This window comes from Nocardia sp. NPDC050435 (genome assembly GCF_040655395.1).
Classification (GTDB): Bacteria; Actinomycetota; Actinomycetes; order Mycobacteriales; family Mycobacteriaceae; genus Nocardia.
This window is the reverse complement of the sequence record NZ_JBFAJW010000010.1, coordinates 74,325-92,201: the sequence shown is the minus strand read 5'-3', so window position 1 is coordinate 92,201 and position 17,877 is coordinate 74,325. Positions and strand designations below refer to the sequence as shown.

At 66.7% G+C, this 17,877-nt stretch carries 10 protein-coding genes; 2 read left to right on the top strand and 8 right to left on the bottom strand.

Going from position 1 to position 17,877, the window contains the following annotated elements; genetic code table 11:
* Window positions 1–53 precede the first annotated feature (53 nt).
* The gene (locus AB0I43_RS28660) at window positions 54–1,925 is read left to right on the top strand and encodes a GAF domain-containing protein (RefSeq protein ID WP_356980629.1); all 1,872 of its coding nucleotides are present in this window, start codon (window positions 54–56) and stop codon (window positions 1,923–1,925) included.
* Here AB0I43_RS28660 and AB0I43_RS28655 read toward each other — a convergent pair.
* The gene (locus AB0I43_RS28655) at window positions 1,878–3,206 is read right to left on the bottom strand and encodes an MFS transporter (RefSeq protein ID WP_356980631.1); all 1,329 of its coding nucleotides are present in this window, start codon (window positions 3,204–3,206) and stop codon (window positions 1,878–1,880) included. The two genes, AB0I43_RS28660 and AB0I43_RS28655, sit on opposite strands and share 48 nt — an antisense overlap.
* Window positions 3,207–3,747: 541 nt before the next feature.
* Here AB0I43_RS28655 and AB0I43_RS28650 point away from each other — a divergent pair.
* Window positions 3,748–5,133, top strand: a complete 1,386-nt coding sequence (locus AB0I43_RS28650; RefSeq protein ID WP_356980632.1) for an FAD-linked oxidase C-terminal domain-containing protein — start codon at window positions 3,748–3,750, stop codon at window positions 5,131–5,133.
* 564 nt (window positions 5,134–5,697) lie between these two features.
* Here AB0I43_RS28650 and AB0I43_RS28645 read toward each other — a convergent pair.
* The 7 genes from AB0I43_RS28645 to AB0I43_RS28615 all read right to left on the bottom strand — a co-directional run bounded on the left by AB0I43_RS28645 (window position 5,698) and on the right by AB0I43_RS28615 (window position 17,842).
* Complete coding sequence (locus tag AB0I43_RS28645) at window positions 5,698–5,964, bottom strand: hypothetical protein (RefSeq protein ID WP_356980634.1); 267 nt, start codon at window positions 5,962–5,964, stop codon at window positions 5,698–5,700.
* Window positions 5,965–6,598: 634 nt separating this feature from the next.
* The gene (locus AB0I43_RS28640; RefSeq protein ID WP_357432896.1) at window positions 6,599–10,762 is read right to left on the bottom strand and encodes a caspase family protein; all 4,164 of its coding nucleotides are present in this window, start codon (window positions 10,760–10,762) and stop codon (window positions 6,599–6,601) included.
* Complete coding sequence (locus tag AB0I43_RS28635) at window positions 10,752–11,624, bottom strand: hypothetical protein (RefSeq protein WP_356980639.1); 873 nt, start codon at window positions 11,622–11,624, stop codon at window positions 10,752–10,754. Before AB0I43_RS28635 ends, AB0I43_RS28640 begins: the two co-directional genes overlap by 11 nt.
* A 2,154-nt stretch (window positions 11,625–13,778) precedes the next feature.
* The gene (locus AB0I43_RS28630; RefSeq protein ID WP_356980695.1) at window positions 13,779–14,450 is read right to left on the bottom strand and encodes a DUF305 domain-containing protein; all 672 of its coding nucleotides are present in this window, start codon (window positions 14,448–14,450) and stop codon (window positions 13,779–13,781) included.
* Window positions 14,451–14,484: 34 nt separating this feature from the next.
* Complete coding sequence (locus AB0I43_RS28625; protein WP_356980641.1) at window positions 14,485–16,056, bottom strand: hypothetical protein; 1,572 nt, start codon at window positions 16,054–16,056, stop codon at window positions 14,485–14,487.
* 149 nt (window positions 16,057–16,205) lie between these two features.
* Window positions 16,206–17,312 carry an epoxide hydrolase family protein gene (locus AB0I43_RS28620; protein ID WP_356980643.1) on the bottom strand — a complete coding sequence of 369 codons (1,107 nt, stop codon included), beginning with the start codon at window positions 17,310–17,312 and terminating at the stop codon, window positions 16,206–16,208.
* Between the two features lie 74 nt (window positions 17,313–17,386).
* Window positions 17,387–17,842, bottom strand: coding sequence for a MarR family transcriptional regulator (locus AB0I43_RS28615; protein ID WP_356980645.1), 456 nt, complete (start codon window positions 17,840–17,842; stop codon window positions 17,387–17,389).
* Window positions 17,843–17,877 lie beyond the last annotated feature (35 nt).

Sequence of the window (17,877 nt, the reverse complement as noted above, 5' to 3'; positions counted from 1 at the left end):
AGATGTAGGGTTCCGCCATAGTCCGAGCATTGCGGTGTGGAGGGGATCCAGGGTTGGCGTCGAATCAGTCGGGGTGGTTGGAACTGCTGCTCGCGGAGGCGCCGTGGCCGGAGCTGGTCCGGCACCGCGACGCGATCCGCGCCGAAGGCGGCGACGCGGACCGCGCCGCCCGCGATGCCGACGCCGCCCTGGAGCTGCGCGCGAAATTGGATCAGCGCCGCCACCGCGCCGCGGAGTTGTCGGCCCTCAACGACATCGCCGTCCGGCTGACCACCGTGCGGGATCCGTTCGCCCTGTTGCAGCTGGTCGTCGATCAGGCGCGCGGTCTGCTGCAGGTCGACCTCGCCTATGTCGCGACGCTCGCCGACGGCGAATTCGTCGTCGAGGTCACCAGCGGCGCGCTGTCCACGCTGCTGCCCGGCATGCGGTTCCCGCAGGAGGAGGGCCTGGCCGGGGAGATCCGGCGCACGCGGACCTCGGCGTGGACCCAGGACTATCAGGCGGATCCGAACTTCCGGCACCGCGCCGGCGCGGACAGCGCGGCGGCGGCGGAGAACATGCGCGGCCTGCTCGGCGTGCCGCTGCGGCTGGGTGCGCAGGTGCTGGGCGTGCTGTTCGCCTGCAAACGCAGCGAGCGGCAGTTCACCGATTCCGAGACCAGGCTGCTGTCGGCGCTGGCCGCGCACGCGGCGGTCGCGATCGACAACGCCCGCTCCTTCGAGGGCTATCAGCGCAGCGTCGATCGACTGGAACGCGCCAACGTCGAGTTGTCTACGCGCACCGCGCAATTGGAGAAGGCGATCGAGTGGGACCGGACCCTGGCGGAGGTCGTCCTGCAGGGCGGCGGGGTGGCCCAGCTGGTCGGCGACGTCGCCCGGCTGATGGGCAAGCCGGTGCACCTGGTGACCGAGGTCGCCGAGACGCCGCCGGAACTCGCGACGGTCCGCGCCGAAATCGGTGCTGTGCTGGCCGATCTCGCCGCCGGGGCGGTCGATCGGCGGCGGGCGGTGGAAAAGGCCGGGTCCCGGGCGACGGTGATCGCGCAGTGCATTCACACCGAGGACCGCTTCCTGGGCGCGCTGATCGTGGTGGCGGACGACCGGTCCGACTTCGCCGAGGCCGACCGGCTGCTGCTGGGCCGGGCCGCGCCCGCGGTGGCGTTGCTGCTCGCGGCCGACCACTACGCGGGCGAGGCGTCCCGCCGGGCGCGCGACGCCTTCGTCGTCGATCTGGTCACCCGCCCGGCCGCCACCCAGGAGGAGGGGCGACGCCAGTGCCGGTTGGCCGGGGTGGCCCCGGATCGCCGCTACTGCGTGGCGGTCGCGGTGGCCGAGGCGGACGGTGCGGCGGGACGGCGGCTGCTCGCGGACGTCGCCTGGCCGCCGGGAACCGTGGTGGCGCAACATGGTTCGCGCGCGATCGCGATGGTCCCGGCCGAGGGGCCGGACAGTGTGATGGCCCTGCTCCCGCCCGGCGGCGGCAGCACCCTGGGCGTCTCCGACGCGGCGGCGGGCGCGGCGGGCTTGTCCGCCGCGTATTTGGAGGCTCAGCAGACCTGCGACGTGCTGGTCACACTGGGCCGCGCGGGCGAGGCCAGCGCCGCCGCCGATCTCGGCATCTATCGAATCCTGCTGACCTACAGCGGCAGACGGCAACTGGACCGGCTCGCCGAACGACTCCTGGGACCGTTGCTGGCTGAGCAGGCCAAGCGTGGCACCCCGCTGGTGGAGACGCTGTCGGCCTACCTGAGCCACGGCCGCAAGCACGCCGACACCGCCGCCGCGCTCACCATCCACGTCAACACCCTCTACCAGCGCCTGGACACCGTGGACCGACTGCTCGGAAAACAATGGCGGCAACCGGATTCGGCGCTGGATCTACAGATCCTGCTCCGGCTGCGGCACAGTGCGGCGTTGCTGGCTTAACACCACGACCAGGGCGGCGGCCAGCAGCATCACCGCGCCGACCACCCACAGCCCGGCCCGCGGGTTGCCGGTGAGGTCGAGCAGCCAGCCGGTGACGAACGGCGCGCCGAAGCCCGACAGGTTGCCGATCGAATTGATCAGCGCGATACCGGCGGCCGCCGTGACGCCGCTGAGGAACGTCGACGGCAGATACCAGAACACCGGCAGCGCGCAGAACACCCCGATCGCGTTGATCGTGACGGCGGCCATCACCAGCAGCGGCGAATCCAGGTACAGCGCAAGCGGAATCGAGACCGCGCCGACGACGGCCGGGAGCGCGACGTGCCACACCCGCTCGCCGGTCCGGTCCGAGTGCCGGCTCCACAGCACCATGACCACGCCGCCGATCGCGAACGGCACCGCCACGATCAAGCCGGTCGTCACCAGGTTCAGGCGCAGGTCGAAGGTGCCCTCGAAGCCCGCGACAATGCTGGGCAGGAAGAAGCTCAGCGCGTAGAGGCCGTAGGTGATGCCGAAGTAGACCAGGCCCAGCGCCCAGACCCGGAGGTCGGTGAACGCGGCGCGGATCGAGCCGGCGGCGTGCGCCGGTGTCTGTTGCTGTTCCTCGGCGACCGTGGTGGTGAGCCAGTCGCGTTCCTCCGGGGTGAGCCAGCGCGCGTCGGCGGGCTTGTCGGTGAGGAAGAACCAGGTCACCATGCCGAGCAGCACCGCGGGCAGGCCGGACAGCAGGAACAGCACCCGCCATCCGGACAGGCCGAACAGTCCGTCACCGTATTCGACGATGGCGCTGGACAGCGGCGAGCCCAGCGCCGAGGACACCGGCAGCGCGAGCAGGAACAGGCCGGTCAGCCGCACCCGGTAGGCGCGCGGGAACCACAGCGTGAGATAGAACAGCACGCCCGGGAAGAACCCGGCCTCGGCGATGCCGAGCACCACCCGCAGCCCGGCCAGCATCTCCACATTCGACGCCCAGGTCATCGCCATCATGACCAGGCCCCACGAGACCATGATCCGCGCGATCCAGCGCCGGGCGCCGAACCGGTGCAGCGCGATATTGCTGGGCACCTCGAACAGCAGATACCCGGCGAAGAACAGGCCGGAGACGAGCCCGAACATCGTCTCGGTCAAGCCGAGCTCGGCGCTCATGGTCAGCTTGGCGATGCCGATATTGGTGCGGTCCAGATAGTTGACGAAGTACGCGAGCCCCAGGAACGGGATCAAGCGGCGGGCGACCTTGCGGGTCACCCGGTACTCCAGGTCGGAGCGCGGCGTGGGGCTCATAGGAAACTCCAGAATCGTGTTCGGTCAGCGGGGGACGGGGACGCACGGCGCGCCGCCGTCCGGGGTGTTCTCGGTGTGTGACAGGGTGAATTCCTGTGCGACCGAACGCATATCGGCGTCGGAGTTCGCGGCACGCACCCACCTCCGCGCGGTGGGGGCGGCGCGTGGACGTCCGTGGGAGCGCTGGGGCGGGATGGCTCGGCGGGAACTGCGACGGTGTTGTCGGCGGACGCGGGAGCGACATCGGGCGAAAGCGCGGCACACCCGAGACGGGTGTTCACGCACCGGCTGGAGACGCCGTGCACGGCCAGCACCGGCGCGGTGCGGCCCGCCCGGGTGGCGACGTTCAGTGGCCCGGCGGCGGTGTCCACCAGCCGATCCTGCAGCGCTGTCAAAGGTTTCTCCTCCACGTCGAGTCGGTGCAGGAATGTTAGGCAGGTCACATCGACGGCGAGGATGGACTATTGCTCCACCACTGTGTAGATCGAATGGAGTGTTCACACATTGGACGCCGATCCGCGCCCTCCATACCGTCGAAGACGTGCAGCCGACTACTTCCGACCACGCGCTGGTCGCCGAACTCCGTGACGCCCTGCCGGGCCGGGTCGTGACCGATCCCGGCGTCCTGGCCCGCTACGAGCACGACGAGGGGGAGTGGGCCGAGTTCGAGACGCCGCTCACGGTCGTGCGCGCCCGCAGCGCCGAGGACGTGCAGATCGTGGTGCGGCAGTGCCGGGCCCGCGGCGTCGCGGTGATCGCGCGCGGAGCCGGGACGGGGCTGTCCGGCGGCGCGAACGCCCGCGCGAACAGCGTCGTGGTCACGCTGGAGGCGATGAACTCGATCACCGCGATCGACCCGCTCGAGCGTCTCGCGGTCGTCGAACCCGGCGTGATCAACGACGACTTGCGCGCCGCCTGTGCGGAATTCGGCCTCTGGTATCCGCCGGATCCGGCCAGCGCACCGTGGTCCACCCTCGGCGGCAACGTCGCGACCAACGCGGGCGGGCTGTGCTGCGTGAAATACGGGGTGACGCGCGATTACGTGCTGGGCGTCCAAGTCGTCACCGGCACCGGGGAATTGGTGCGGCTGGGCCGCCGCACCGCCAAGGGCGTGGTCGGCTACGACCTGGCCGGGCTCATGGTCGGCTCGGAGGGCACGCTGGGCATCATCACCGAGATCACCGTCAAACTCCGTCCGCTGCAAGCGCCCCGGCGCACCGTGGCGGGATACTTCGATTCGGTGGGCGCGGCGGGCAACGCCGTCACCGCGGTGGCACGGGCCGGGCTGACGCCCTCGGCGCTCGAACTCATCGACCGGCAGTGCCTGCTCGCGGTCGACGCGTGGAAGAACATGGGCCTGGCGGTCGAAGCGAACGTCGTGCTGCTCGGGCAGATCGACACCCCGGGCGCGGAGGGCGACGCCGAAGCCCGCCGCCTGCTCGCCTGTTTCGAGGAGGCGGGCGCGTCCTGGTCGGCGGTCTCGAGCGATCAGGACGAGGCCGACGCGCTGTTCCAGGCGCGCCGCCTCGCCTATCCGGCCATGGAGCGCCTGGGCCCGGTCCTCACCGAGGACGTGTGCGTGCCCAAGCGGCACATCGCCGACATGCTGATCCGCATCGAGGAGATCGCCGCCGAACACGACACCGTCATCGCCAATATCGCCCACGCCGGGGACGGGAATCTGCACCCGCTGCTGATCGCCCCGCGCGCGGACGAACCGGCGCGGCTGCGCGCCCAGCGCGCCTTCGCCGCGATCATCGACGCGGCCCTGGCCTTCGGCGGCACCGTGACCGGTGAGCACGGTGTCGGCACCCTGAAGAAGGCGGGCCTCTATCAGGAATTGGAGCCCGCGGTCATCGAGATGCACCACGCGGTGAAGGCCGCGCTGGACCCGGACGGCATCCTGAACCCCGGCAAGGTGCTGTGAGGCTCACGGCGCGGTGAGTTGGGTGAGCATCACGCTCATACTGTTCCGTTGTGCCTGCTGTCAGAACCAAGATCGCTAGAACCCCCGGGTCGCAGGTATGTATGGGCAGGTGAGTGCGGGTTTCGGACATCTGCCCGAGATCGCGGCTGCATCACTAGGGATACCGCGAGATCACGGCCGCTCGGCCTGAATACGTTCGCGAAAACGTTCGCCGCGAACGGGAGGCTTCGGCGTGTCGCTGAGCGACACGCCGAAGCATTCTCAAGACCAGCAACTGTGCAGCGAACTGTTTCAAAGTGTTGCCAGGCCGACGACCGCAGTAGTCCCAGTGCACCGCGCAACTTTGTCGCATGAGGTCTGCCCCCAAAGTTGGGCCGGTCGGAACTGAATGACACCTACTCGGCGTGAGCTTCCGTCCGGAGGGGGACACGACCACTACGCCCACGCCTTCTACCAGCGAACGCTCCTTTCAATCAACCAATAGGAGCAACGCAGGAGGGGGTGAGCCTAGACCGGGCCCACCCCCTCCCCTGGTGGCAAGAGCACTGCCGCTGAGTCGGGGACTTATCCAGCCGCTCGCCCAGATTGCTCCTGCCTGGCTTCTTCTGCATTTATCACCACAGACCGCTCGACCTGGGCGACACTGTTGTACTTGGCAAGGACCAGGGCCACTTGTTCGCCTAAATCCTTGAGCGCGTTGACCATCTCCTGCGCGGACAGCGACGGCATGTCCTCGATCGTCTCACCGACCGCGTGTACGTACTGTGCAGCCCGGTTTAATTCCAGCGCGGCCTTAATGCCCGCCTCGAATGGCGATCTCGCGTTGCGCAACTGGCGCTGCTCTGCCTCCAGCGCCTTTTCAGCCGCGTGTAGCTCAGCATGGGTAACCCGGGCACGGCCCCGGACGCGACGCTCCCGAGAGGACTTGACTGACGGAACCTATACGGTGAAATTTCTAGATTGATCCCTACCGGATTTTGATCCGGTTACAAGTATCCGATGTGTACACGGAGGAAGGTATAGTCGCGCGGCGAAGAGCGAATTCGGCAAATGCATTTTTTCAACGGGCGGTGTTGCAGGCCTGGAGAACGCGCGGGCCGCGGTGTTGCGGGATATCGTTCGGAGCTCGCGGATGGTCAGCTCACAATGTCTTGATTCCTATGGTGAGATGGATCGCCATAGGTAAAGTCATGATCATGAGAGGGAATGTCTGAGCGCTGGCGCGGCGAAATGGTTTCTGCTGCAGTGTGATACATCGAATGAGTCTGCATGATCGATGCTTGCAACGGTATCGGCTCCACATCGCCACCGCCTAGTCCACGACTGTGAAACCGTGTCGACTTCCCAGCGCAGATCGGGCGCGAGGTGGCGATGGCTGCAAGGCCGACATAGCGGGTGCCCATTCGGTGGCGCTGTGGCATTGCGGTTACCGGATCGGGGTCGCGTCCAGCGGATCCGGAACAGTCTAGGTCGATGGTGCAACGACTGCGATGTCATTACCCAACCCGAGGACTATTCCGGAGCCCAGGCTGATAGCGACCACCGGTCGCGGAGTCGGATAGTCGATGACCGCAGTGGTGGACATGGTCCTCAGATTCCAGATTCGCATGGCTTGGGTGACGCTACTAGTGACCGCGACCGGGACACCGTCGATGACGGTGCACGCCACGGCCTCGACCCAGTCGGTGTGGCCGGTGAGGGTTGCCCGTTCGACTTCCGAGACCAGATCCCACACCCGCACCGTTGCGTCTCGGCCGCCAGAGACCGCGACCGGGACACCGTCGATGACGGTGCACGCCACGGCCTCGACCCAGTCGGTGTGGCCAGTGAGGGTTGCCCGTTCGACTCCCGAGACCAGATCCCACACCCGCACCGTTGCGTCGCTGCCGCCAGAGACCGCGACCGGGACACCGTCGATCACCGTGCAGGCCACCGCACGAACCGAGTCGGTGTGGCCAGTGAGAGTGCGGCGTTTGCCCCCGGAGGTTAGGTCCCAAACCCGCACCATCGCGTCTTTGCTGCCTGTGACCGTGACAGGAAGACCGTCGATGACGGTGCACGCCACTGCAATGACCGTGTAGCGGTCGCCAGTGAGGGTCGCGCGTTCGACGCCGGAGGCTAGATCCCATACCCGCACCGTCTTGCCGCTGCCGCCGGTCACCGCGACCGGAACATCGTCGATCACTGTGCACGCCACCGTATTAATCCAGTTGGTGTGGCCGGTGAGGGTAATGATTTCGACCCCGGAGGCCAGGTCCCAAACCCGCACCATCGCGTCTCTGCTGCCCGTGACAGCGACCGGGACACCGTCGATGACGGTGCACGCAACCGCCTCAACTGAGTTGGTGTGACCGGTGAGAGGCGCCCGTTGGACCGCGAAACCCAGATCTTGCACCCGAGCGGTGACCGCTCTCGTCGCACGATCTTCTTCCACGAAGTCTGCTGAGACGACCGATATCTGGTGTTCGTTAGCCGGGCTTTTGTACTCAGCAGTTCCGAGGTCCCACACCCGCACAGTGCCGTCAATACTGCCGGTGCACGCGACCAGCGAGCCGTCGATCATCGTGCACGCCACCGCTTCGACCCAGTTGGTGTGGCCGGTGAGGGTCGCGCGTTCACCTCCCGAGACCAGATCCCACACCCGCACCACCGCATCGCTGCCGCCGGAGACCGCCACCGGAACACCGTCGATCACCGTGCACGCCACAGCGTCAAACGACTGCATGTAGCCGGTGAGGATCGCACGTTCGTTTTCAGAGACTAGGTCCCACACCCGCACCGTCGCGTCTCGGCCGCCGGTGACCGCGACCGGGATACCGTCGATGACGGTGCATGCCACCGCCTGAACTCGATTGGTGTGTCCGGTGAGGATCGCGCGTTCGCTTTCAGCGACTAGGTCCCACACTCGCACGGTCTTATCTCTGCTGCCGGTGACTGCGACCGGGATACCGTCGATGACGGTGCATGCCACCGCCTGAACTCGATTGGTGTGTCCAATGAGGATCGCGCGTTCGTTTCCAGAGACTAGGTCCCACACCCGCACCGTCGCGTCTCGGCCGCCGGTGACCGCGACCGGGATACCGTCGATCATCGTGCACGCCACCGCCTCAACCCAGTCGGTGTGTCCGGTGAGGATCGCGCGTTCGTTTCCAGAGACTAGGTCCCACACCCGCACCACCCCATCGCTCCCGCCAGAGACCGCGACAGAAACACCGTCAATTACCGTGCACGCCAACGCCTCAACCGAGTTGGCGTGGCCAGTGAGCGTCGCGCGGTGTGCAGGGTGGGTTTGGTTTCCGGTTGCCCACCGGCATGGCCACGCAAGACTGCGGTTGAGTTGCTGTTGTTGGTGAACCGCCTGGAAGCGTGCGGCGTCGATTGCAAGGATTTGCCGCCGGCCTTGTGGTGGAAGTACGGCGTGGTGGACGGCGTTGCAGCGGTAGATGGCGCGGGTTTGGCGGGCGGCGTCGGTGGTGACGGTTCGCAGGGCTGCCAGCAGGGTGGTGGGGTCGGCGTGGACGAGGTAGTCCATGTCTGTGATCAGTTCGTCGACCAGTCCGGCGTGTGTAGCGTGGGTGGCTAGATGGCGCAGTGTGTAGGGATGTGCGCGGGACCAATCTCGGTGTCCCTCAGCGGTGATCGGTACGCGCTGGCACAGGACCTCGACGAATACCTTGTGGATGGCAGCCGGGTCGAGGCCGTGGGCGAGGTGTTCGGCGAGGGCTTGGTGGTAGAGCCGGTAAGCCGAGCGGTCGGCTTCGGTGGCTTCCACGACGTACGAACCGGCGTGACGGCGCAGCCACATCAAATCGTGGTCGGTGTAATCGGCGGCGGCGATCCGGGAGGCCAGGGCTGCCCAGAGATCTTCCCAGGGCAGACCCTGGCCTTGGGCGAAGGCCAAGGGCCGCAGCAGATTCCGGGCCCGGTCGGCATGTTCGCGCAGCCGGGCTTGCAGATCGCGATGCATGGCCTCGCCGGGCAGTCTCGGCAGACTCCTGCGCCACGCTCTATCCGCGGGGTCGGGCACAATCGGGTCGGCAGACAAGGTCGCGGCCACGATCCGGGCAACCAGGAACGACGGGTCGGCCTGCTCGGCGATCGCCCTAGCAACAGCCTGGATCAACTCCGGTCGCTGACCGAAGTAGACGGTGTCCGGGTCGGCTTCGAGGAGCCCGCGCACCGCATAGGTAGTCAACGCGGGTAGATCGGCGTAACGAGGATTGTCCACGTCGATCTCGCGGTCGCGGTCGGTCCCGAGATTGCCCAGCAGGAAGGGCCGGGTCCCAACCACCAGCCGCACCGCTCTACCAGCGTGATCGATCAACGGCCGCAACAGTTTCCGGGTCAACAGGTCGGGGTCGGCGGCTTCGTCGAGACCATCGATCAACACCGTCAACGGCGCCGGGCGACGCGCCAGCCCATCGACAAGCTCACCGACTGTCGCCGCGGCAAGCTGGGCGGCAGCGGCGATACCGTCACGGACCTGGTCGACGGTGAGGTTCTGGGCATAGATCGCCACATCCACACAGTTCGCTGGCGGGATCGCCTCGGGCGGAAGGCCGAGCGTGTGGATGGGCACGGTGCGCCGATAGTCAGGATGAGTGAGCGTGGCGACCAAGCCCAGGACCGCGGTCTTGCCGGAACCGGGGTTGCCCGTGACCGCGAGCAACCGTCGGGTGGGGTCGGGGTGGGTGAGCCAGGTGGTGATGTCGGTCAGGGCTTGGTGGCGCCCGCAGAACCACCAGCCCTTGTTGTCACGGTTGCCCATCGCGCGCACCAGCAGCCGGGTGCGGAACTCGATATCGCGGCGCTCGGCATGGGTTTCCCACTCACTGGCCTGCTGCAACGCCAGGTCGACCTCGGTCAACTGCGGGTCGCGGCGGGGGTTGGGCAGGAACTCGGGTAGCTGTCCGCTCACGCGCGCCTGGGTGCGTTCGATGGTTTGGCCTTCGGTGCGGGCGGGATTGGTGTCGATGGCGGTGATCACCGCGTCCAAGGCCAGGTTTTCCGGTCCGTAGCCGGCCGTGGCCAGCGATTGCACCGCCGAGGTGAACAGTTCAGGGAACACGCCGGCCTTTGCCCATTGGAAGGGCTGGGTTGAGCTGATCACCACCACCCCGGTGCCTTGCTCGTCTGCCCAGTGGTTGGTGTAGGTCGACAACGCCGCGGCCGCGAAGTCGGCGCCGCCCTTGCCCGAGTAACAGGTGTCCAAGATCAGCAGCAGTCGCCGTACCTCCGTGTCCAACAGCATCTGCCGCGCGAGCTCAGCGCACAGCACACCGGTCGCGGGATCCCCGGGTTCTGTGTCGGCGGCCACCAGCACGTACTCCCCGGTGGAATCGACGCGTTCCCCGTGACCGGTGAAATACAAGACGATCACATCGTCGCTGCGACGATCCGGCGCCTTACAGAAGGCACGCACCGCCTTCAGCAACTGGGTGGAGGTCGCGTTGACCCCGAGGGTATCGACCAGGGTGTAGCCGAACTGCCCGGCGAACAGCTCGATCATCTGCGCCCGCGCACCCACCAAACCTGGTGTGTCCCAATGCGGTGCCTCGGTGTGCGTCTCGATCGCGGTCGCGATCAGAAACCGGCGCGGACCGGCACCGGAGGGATGGTCAGCGGGCACGCAGGCCCTCCGAGATCGCTTCCCCGGTGAGCTTGTCGGTCAGATACGGGACCGCGCTGTGAGCGTGAACAGCGTTGTGCACCAATGCATCCCAAACCCTGCACGTGAAGCTGTCACCGAAGAACGGGTCGAGTTGCTTGACCAACGCCACGACATCGCCGCTGTCAGCGATGTTGGTCCACACCAGCCCCGCTACCCCGGGCCACGGCGCGACACCGTCCACCGGCGCCGGTTCGAGGCGATCGAAGATCAGATTCGGGATCCCCAACGGCGACCCCAACGTCACCAACGCCTCCACTCGATGACCTGGTGTCGCACACAGCGTTTCGTAGGCGACGATCGATCCCAGCGAATGCGCCACCACCACCCGCGTTTCCGGGGTGATCGCTGCCCGCACCCTGTCCCGGATCTGCTCCCGCAACCCAGGTTCGAACAAATAGCGGCGGACCTGTTTGATATCGCCGATCACCGCACGCATCGCCATCCCGGCGAAGAAACTCGACTTGGACAGCTGATGCAGGATCGCTTGGACCGGTACCGGTGTTCGCGCCAGACTCTGCTCCCCTGGCACCCGCACCGCCGCATCGGTTTGTGCGGCGGCCTCCCACCACTGCACCAGCAACTCCTGTTCCCAACCGGGCTGGACATCACCAGCCTTGTACCAGGGCTCACCTCCGGACAAGTACTGTCCCGGCGGCCGGTATAGGTCTCCGTAGAATCCCGCTGCTACATCCCCGCGCGTCAACGTGGAACTGCCTGCTAGAGATAAGCCGCTGTTCAGTGCTGGCAGCCACTCGTTCAGCATCACCTCGGCACCGGAAACCTGCCCTCCGATACCATGTACCAGCACCACCCGCGACACCCCGAACCCCCTTACGTTCTGAAACAACCAGGACTTGAACCTATCGACACACCCACTGTAGGTGTGACGTGTCGGACACGGCGTGTCACAATAGAATCCGCTGAAACCCTTGAGCGTCTATCGGCACCGCCGTCTGCGCGGTTCTAATAGACCGGATATTCCACCGACTGCGTACACTCGGACTGGATTCTTGGGGGACTGCATGAGTCAACTCGCGTGGCCGGTTGTCGCATCGACGGTATCAGCCTTAGCGGCAACAGTTTCTGCTCTCGTCGCAACGAGGGCGTTGGCGGTGAATCGACGCTCGTTGCTCGTAGCGCAACTTCTCAGCTCCTACGGCGAGATGATCGAAGCATTGAGGGCCTTGATCAACCAGTGCGCTGAGCTGGATCATTTGACGACAGGCCAGGCTGAACGACCTCGCATGATCGATGGAAGATCCGTCATACCGCCCAGAAGTATCACCGAACCGATGCTGGGACCAACCTTCAACCGAGTGGCCTCCGCAGCGGCGCGCGTCGCGATAGTTGAACAGACCGCTGTTTCAGGCATCCGAATTAGGCGGTCCATCCTTCCTCGGATTGGTTCTGCAACAACGGTTTGTGATGCGTCATATGGCTACTGGGTTCGGTTGGCCGCGCGCGCTCTGGCATGGGACGCTGTCGTTGCGGTCGAGACATTCAACCGACTCACTCGTTCTCGCGCCTCGCTCCTGCCGGGTGTTCGCCCTGCGGGCTGCGAGACAAGCAGTGGGAAGACCTTGGTCGCAACCTCTACTACTTGCATTTCTGTCTCTTGATCAAGCGGCTTCCGCAACCGGAATCCGGACGGTCGGGGTCGAGGGCCAGCGCCGCCTTAATGAGCCTCGGTGCCGTCAGCATAGAAGAACGTGCGCGGGAGAGTCTTTGCACGCAGGTGCCTCCCCTGCCTGCCGAAGCGAAGCGCAGTGTCTGGATCAGACCGCTCAGGTGTTGGCGGACTTCGTTGATTGGTGCGTAGTTCCGTGGTCCACTTACATAGCCACTCGAATCGGCGGGCAGACCTAGGACCGGCCGGGGACGAATACCGTCAGTTGCGCATCGGAAAGCTTTGTCGACCAACCGTTTTAGTCGGCGATCTAACGCCTGGGGCGCAGCCCAGACGATCAGTTACCTGCCGCCGTGATCGGCGCGCCTCATGGATCTGGAACATGCTCTTCCAGGGATCGCCTGATGCCGGTGGATCCGGTTCGTTCCCGAGCATATTGACCGGCTCCCTGCCATAGCGATGTGCTGTCTAGGGCTAAAGGGTCACGAGAAGCGTGCGGTGACTGGTCGGCGGTGCACGGGCTAGCCGAGACGTCGTGGCTTGTGGGGGGGGCTGGGGGCGGTCTGCGGCGCTGGCGTTGGGTTTTCGGGTCGCGGGCTTGTTTTTGTTTGGGGCGGGTATCGGCCTGGCTGAGGGTTGGTGGAGATCCGGCTTGATTGTGTGTGTTCGGGCTGTGGGCGGGCTGCGATGCGTTTCGGTGGGCGAGCTGTGTTTCTGCGGCTTCGATTCGTTGTTGGAGTTCGGCGGCGAAGCCGGCGATCTGGTCGTCTTGATCGGGGTTGTCGGGGATGGGCCGCATAGGGGCTTGGTATGGAAAGTCGTTCAGGGCGCGGAATCGGTGCGGGGGCTTTGTGTGTGGTGTGGATGGTGTGGAGGATCCAGTCGTCTGCGCGGTCGCGAAGTTCGGCGGCGGGGTCGTGGACCCAGCGGATTGATGATCCGGAGTCGTTGCCGTTGTTGGTGGCGATATCGGTGAGTAGGGCGGTGGTGTCGAGGCCGTGGGCGTCGGCGAGGGCGATGGTTTCCAAGAGCGCGGTCCACTCTCGGGAGTGGGTGACCAGGTCGTAGAGCGGTGGCGGGAGGATGCGGGAGAGGATGTTTTCGGTATGTCGGTCGGCAAGGTCCTTGACGTAGTAGTGGTAGTCCTCGCCCATCCGCTCGATCCGTTCGAGTGATGTCGCGCCAGCTGCGTTGTCATCGACGTCGAACTGTTCGGTCGCTCTTTCAGCGGAATCGATGCCTGGGTCCGGCAGTGAGGGTGAGGGAGTTGCAGCCGGAGCGTGGTTGGCTGGAATCGAGTGGGTGGGTCGAGTTTGCGGACGCCTGGTGAAAACGTTCGGAAAACGTTCACCGGCCTTCCGGGGGCGACTGATCGCCGGTGTTCGGGCTGGTGGGACTGTCCTTCGGTAGCAGTCGCGTGAGCATCACGCTCATCACGCCGATCTCCTGCCCCTGGGCCTGCACCATGGCGCGCGCGGTCTCCTTGACCGGCCCGCCGGTCAGGAGTTCGTCGGCGGCCTGCGCCATGGTGATCCCGCCCTGATGGTGGCGAATCATCAACTGCAGGAACAGGATGTCCGCGTCGCGGCCCCGAGCCGCGGCGAGGGCGTCGAGGTCGGCCATGGTGGCCATGCCCGGCATGGTGTTCGCCGGGGCCGTCGATGTCGTCGAATGGTGATGCGCGACAGCCTGTTCGGTGGGCATCCAGCCCATCGGCCGGGACGGCATCGGCGAGGCGTTCACCAGCCGCAGCCAGCCCAGCATGGTGCCGATCTCCATGCGTTGCGTGTCGGCGAGCTGCTGGGCCAGTCGCCGCACCGCCGGGTTCGCGCCGGGGTCCAGGCGCTGTGTCATCAGCAGCGCCTGCTGATGATGCGCGGTCATGTCCTGAGCGAAACCCACCTCGGTGGCACCGAGAACCGGTGCCGCCGCGGGGTTGTCGGCGATCAGCAGCGGGCGCAGCGCCGCGCCGAGCACCAGCAGGGCGAAGCCGGCCGCGAGCCAGGCGGCGATCCGCATCCAGGCGGGCGGGCGCCGATCGGTGGCGGGCACGTCAGGAACCGACGATCGACTGCTGGTCCGCGGGCGCGGTATACACCTCGTTCTGCAGCTGCAACACCATGAAGCCGTTGTCGGAGCAGGACACGAACAACTGGTCACCGCGCCACTCCGGCGGCGAGAAACACCAGTCGGTAGAGACGTCGCCGAAGGCGACCTTGCCGGTGCGCCCGGTCAGCGCCTGATAGGGGTTGAACTGACCCTCCAGCACCGACCGCGCCAGCGGCGGCGCGCTCATCAGCGGCACCCCGATGATCGAGGCCAGCGCGTGCGGGGAATTCCACAGTTCCAGATTGCGTCCGGTGCGGGCGGGCGGATTGAAGTAGGCGATCTCGCGGATCGCGAACGGGTCGCGCACGTCGAAGACGCGGATGCCGGAGGAGATCCAGCCGCAGGCCAGGGCCGTCGGGTTCGCCGGCCGGTCCGCGGCGCAATAGTGCGGTTCGTAGGCGAACACCGAACCGCCCATGGAGGAACCGATATTCGAGTCGATGTGCTGGGGCAGATTGATCTCCAGCTTCAGTTTGGCCGCGACCTTCGGCCGGGTCTCCTCGGAGATATCGATCAACTTGACGCCGCCGGAACCGCCCTCGTCGACAGTGAAGAGATAGGGCGCGCCGTCGTAGGTGACCGGGATGCTGTGCTGGGTCGCCCAGCCGTCGGTCCAGAAGGTCCGGCCGATGTGCTGGACCTGCGGGTTCGGATCGCGCCGCTGCACCGCGCTGATGTCGAGCACGGTGAAGCCCGCCAGCGCGGACAGATACATGCGATTGCCGTCGGCGCTGATGCCGAAGCCGTGCGCCTCGATGCCGGTCAGGCCTTGCCAGACGACCCGCGGGTTGGCCGGGTCGGTCAGGTCGACGGCGCTGAGGAAGCCGGGCGCGATGCCCGAGGCCCAGTAGGTCCGGCCGTCGGGGGAGAAGCCGCCCTCGTGCGTCGTGATCGGCAGCGGCATCGCCAGATTGGTGCCGGGACCGGGATTGAGCAGGCGCGGATGCGCGCAGTCGGAGATGTCGTAGACCGAGAGGTAGCCGACGCCGGTGCCGACTGGGACACCGGTGCCGACGAGCAGTTTGCGTTCCGCGTTGACCTTCAGGCTCTCCCAGGTGCCCGCGAGCATGGCCGGTTCGGTGAGGGTCGCGGTCGGCCGGGGCGCGGCCGGGTCGGAGACGTCGAGCACCTGCACGCCCCGGCCCTCGCTGATCAGGTCGCCGGGGAAGAACGAGCCCAGGTACGCGCAGTGCTCGAAACTGGTGGAGGTGATGCCCGCGCCGCGCCCGGCGAACTGGCCGACCATCGACATATTGCAGCTGTAGCCCAGGGTGGAGCGGCCACTGTCCCGGTCGGCGGCCGGAACGTCGCCCTGCAGACCGGGTTCGGGCATCGACCCGGGCCCGCAGTCGGCCCGCGGGGCCGCCACCCGGCCGACGTCGAGGAGTTCCTGGACGGCGGTGCCGATGTCGGACTGCAGGTCGGCCGAGGCGCTGGTGGGCAGCACCAGGGCGGCGAGCAGGACGGCGGTCAGCAGCGCCAGCGGTCTGGTGCGGCGCGGTGTCAGCGAGCGCATGTGTGCGTCCCCCAAAGCATTTCGTCGTTGAAAGGTTGGGTGCGCGCAACCGACTCAGACGGTTGCGCGAACTGACTGCATGGTAATAACAGGCCATAACTTGCGTCCTGCTTTTCGGGAATTCGCACCACGATGTGGAACACCCGTGGTCACAGGCTCGCGAAGAACTCCCGGATGTCGTCGGCGAGCAGGCCCGGCCGCTCCAGCGCGAGATAGGCGCCCGCCCCGTCGAATTCGGTCCAGCGCGCCACGTTCGCGTCCCGCTCGGCCCAGCGCCGGATGGTCACGTCGCCCGCCGCGACGGCGAACGCGGTCGGCACCGTGACCCGCGCCTTGGGCCCCCAGGCGCCCGGATCGTGGGCGACGTCGTGGTAGCTCTGCGCGATGGAACCGGAGGTGGCGGTGAACCATTGGACGCTCGCGTCGATGAGCATGCGGTCCACGGCGATGGCCTGCTCCGGGAGGTCGGCGCTCGGGTCGCTCCACTCCTTGAACTTCTCCACGACCCAGGCGAGCAGACCGATGGGGGAGTCGTTCAAGCCGTGGGAGATGGTCTGCGGCCGAGTCGACATGATGATGTTGAAACCGATCCCGTCCTGCATGAAGCGCTGCACCGTGGCCAGGCGTGCCTGCTCGGACTCGGTCAGCCCCTCGACGTCCTCGCCGGGCATCGCCACATAGGCGTTGACGTGCAGGCCGAGCAGTCGCTCGGGCACCTGGCGGCCGAGTTCGAGCGAGACGTTGGCCCCGCCCCCGCCGCCGTGCGCGCCGAAGCGGTCGTAGCCGAGGCGCTCCATCAGCTCGGCGAAGGCGCCGGCCACCCGCGGGACGTCCCACCCGGTGCTGGTGAGCGGGGTGGAGAAACCGAAGCCCGGCATGAACGGCACGACGAGGTGGAATTCGCGCGCGAGCGGTTCCAGCACGTCGAGCAGGCCCATCGCGCCGCCCGGATTGTCGTGCAGCAGCAACAGCGCGGGGGCGTCCGGCCGCGCGTTGCGCAGATGCTTGAAGTGGATCGGCTGCCCCTGGATCTCGGTGATGAACTGCGGGTGCCGATTGAGTTCGGCTTCGGCCGCGCGCCAATCGAACTCGTCGGCCCAGTACCGAGCCAGGTCCCGCAGGTAGTCGACGGGCACGCCCTTGCTCCACTCCGCCCCGGGCAACGCCGGTGTCCAGCGGGCCCGGGCGAGGCGGTCGCGCAGATCGTCGAGATCGGCCTGCGCGATGTCGATCCGGAAGGGGTGGATCTCGGTCATGACTGACTCCTTGGAACGGAATGATTTGTTCTGTTAGAAGAGTAGCAGAATGAATTGTTCCGTTTCAAGTGTTCTTATCGACCCTGGTCGAGCTCGGTGTCGAAGCCGCGCTGCACCCGGGTCAGGAAGTCTTCGATCACCGCGAGCTCGGCCACGCTGTAGTCGGAGAGTTCTTTGCGCCAGCGACCCAGTAGTGGCCCGAAGATCGGCGCGATGTCGGCCCGGGCGCGCTCGAGGTCGAGGTGGACGAGGACGCGGCGGCGGTCGGCCGTGTCGCGGACGCGGTGCAGGAGCCCGGCTCGCTCCAGGCGATCGATGAGCCCGGTCATGGAGGCGGTCGTGAGCCCGGTGAGCCGGGCGAGCTCGCCGGCGGTGCGCGGACTGCCCTGCAGGATCTGCAGGACCCGCATGTCGGTGGCGTTGATACCCAGGCGCCCGGCGGCGGTCTGGTTCATGCGCGTGCTGAGTTCGGCGGTCCGGCCGATCCCCGCGAGCACGGCGGTGATCAAATCCGCCTTCTCCGTTGACATTCCGCAGACTCCTCGCCATCCTGATAACTAGGTTT

Coding starts and splice junctions, on each gene's coding strand:
- AB0I43_RS28620 (WP_356980643.1), bottom strand. CDS start 17,312: ATGACCGAGATCCACCCCTTCCGGATCGACATCGCGCAGGCCGATCTC.
- AB0I43_RS28625 (WP_356980641.1), bottom strand. CDS start 16,056: ATGCGCTCGCTGACACCGCGCCGCACCAGACCGCTGGCGCTGCTGACC.
- AB0I43_RS28615 (WP_356980645.1), bottom strand. CDS start 17,842: ATGTCAACGGAGAAGGCGGATTTGATCACCGCCGTGCTCGCGGGGATC.
- AB0I43_RS28630 (WP_356980695.1), bottom strand. CDS start 14,450: ATGCGGATCGCCGCCTGGCTCGCGGCCGGCTTCGCCCTGCTGGTGCTC.
- AB0I43_RS28655 (WP_356980631.1), bottom strand. CDS start 3,206: ATGAGCCCCACGCCGCGCTCCGACCTGGAGTACCGGGTGACCCGCAAG.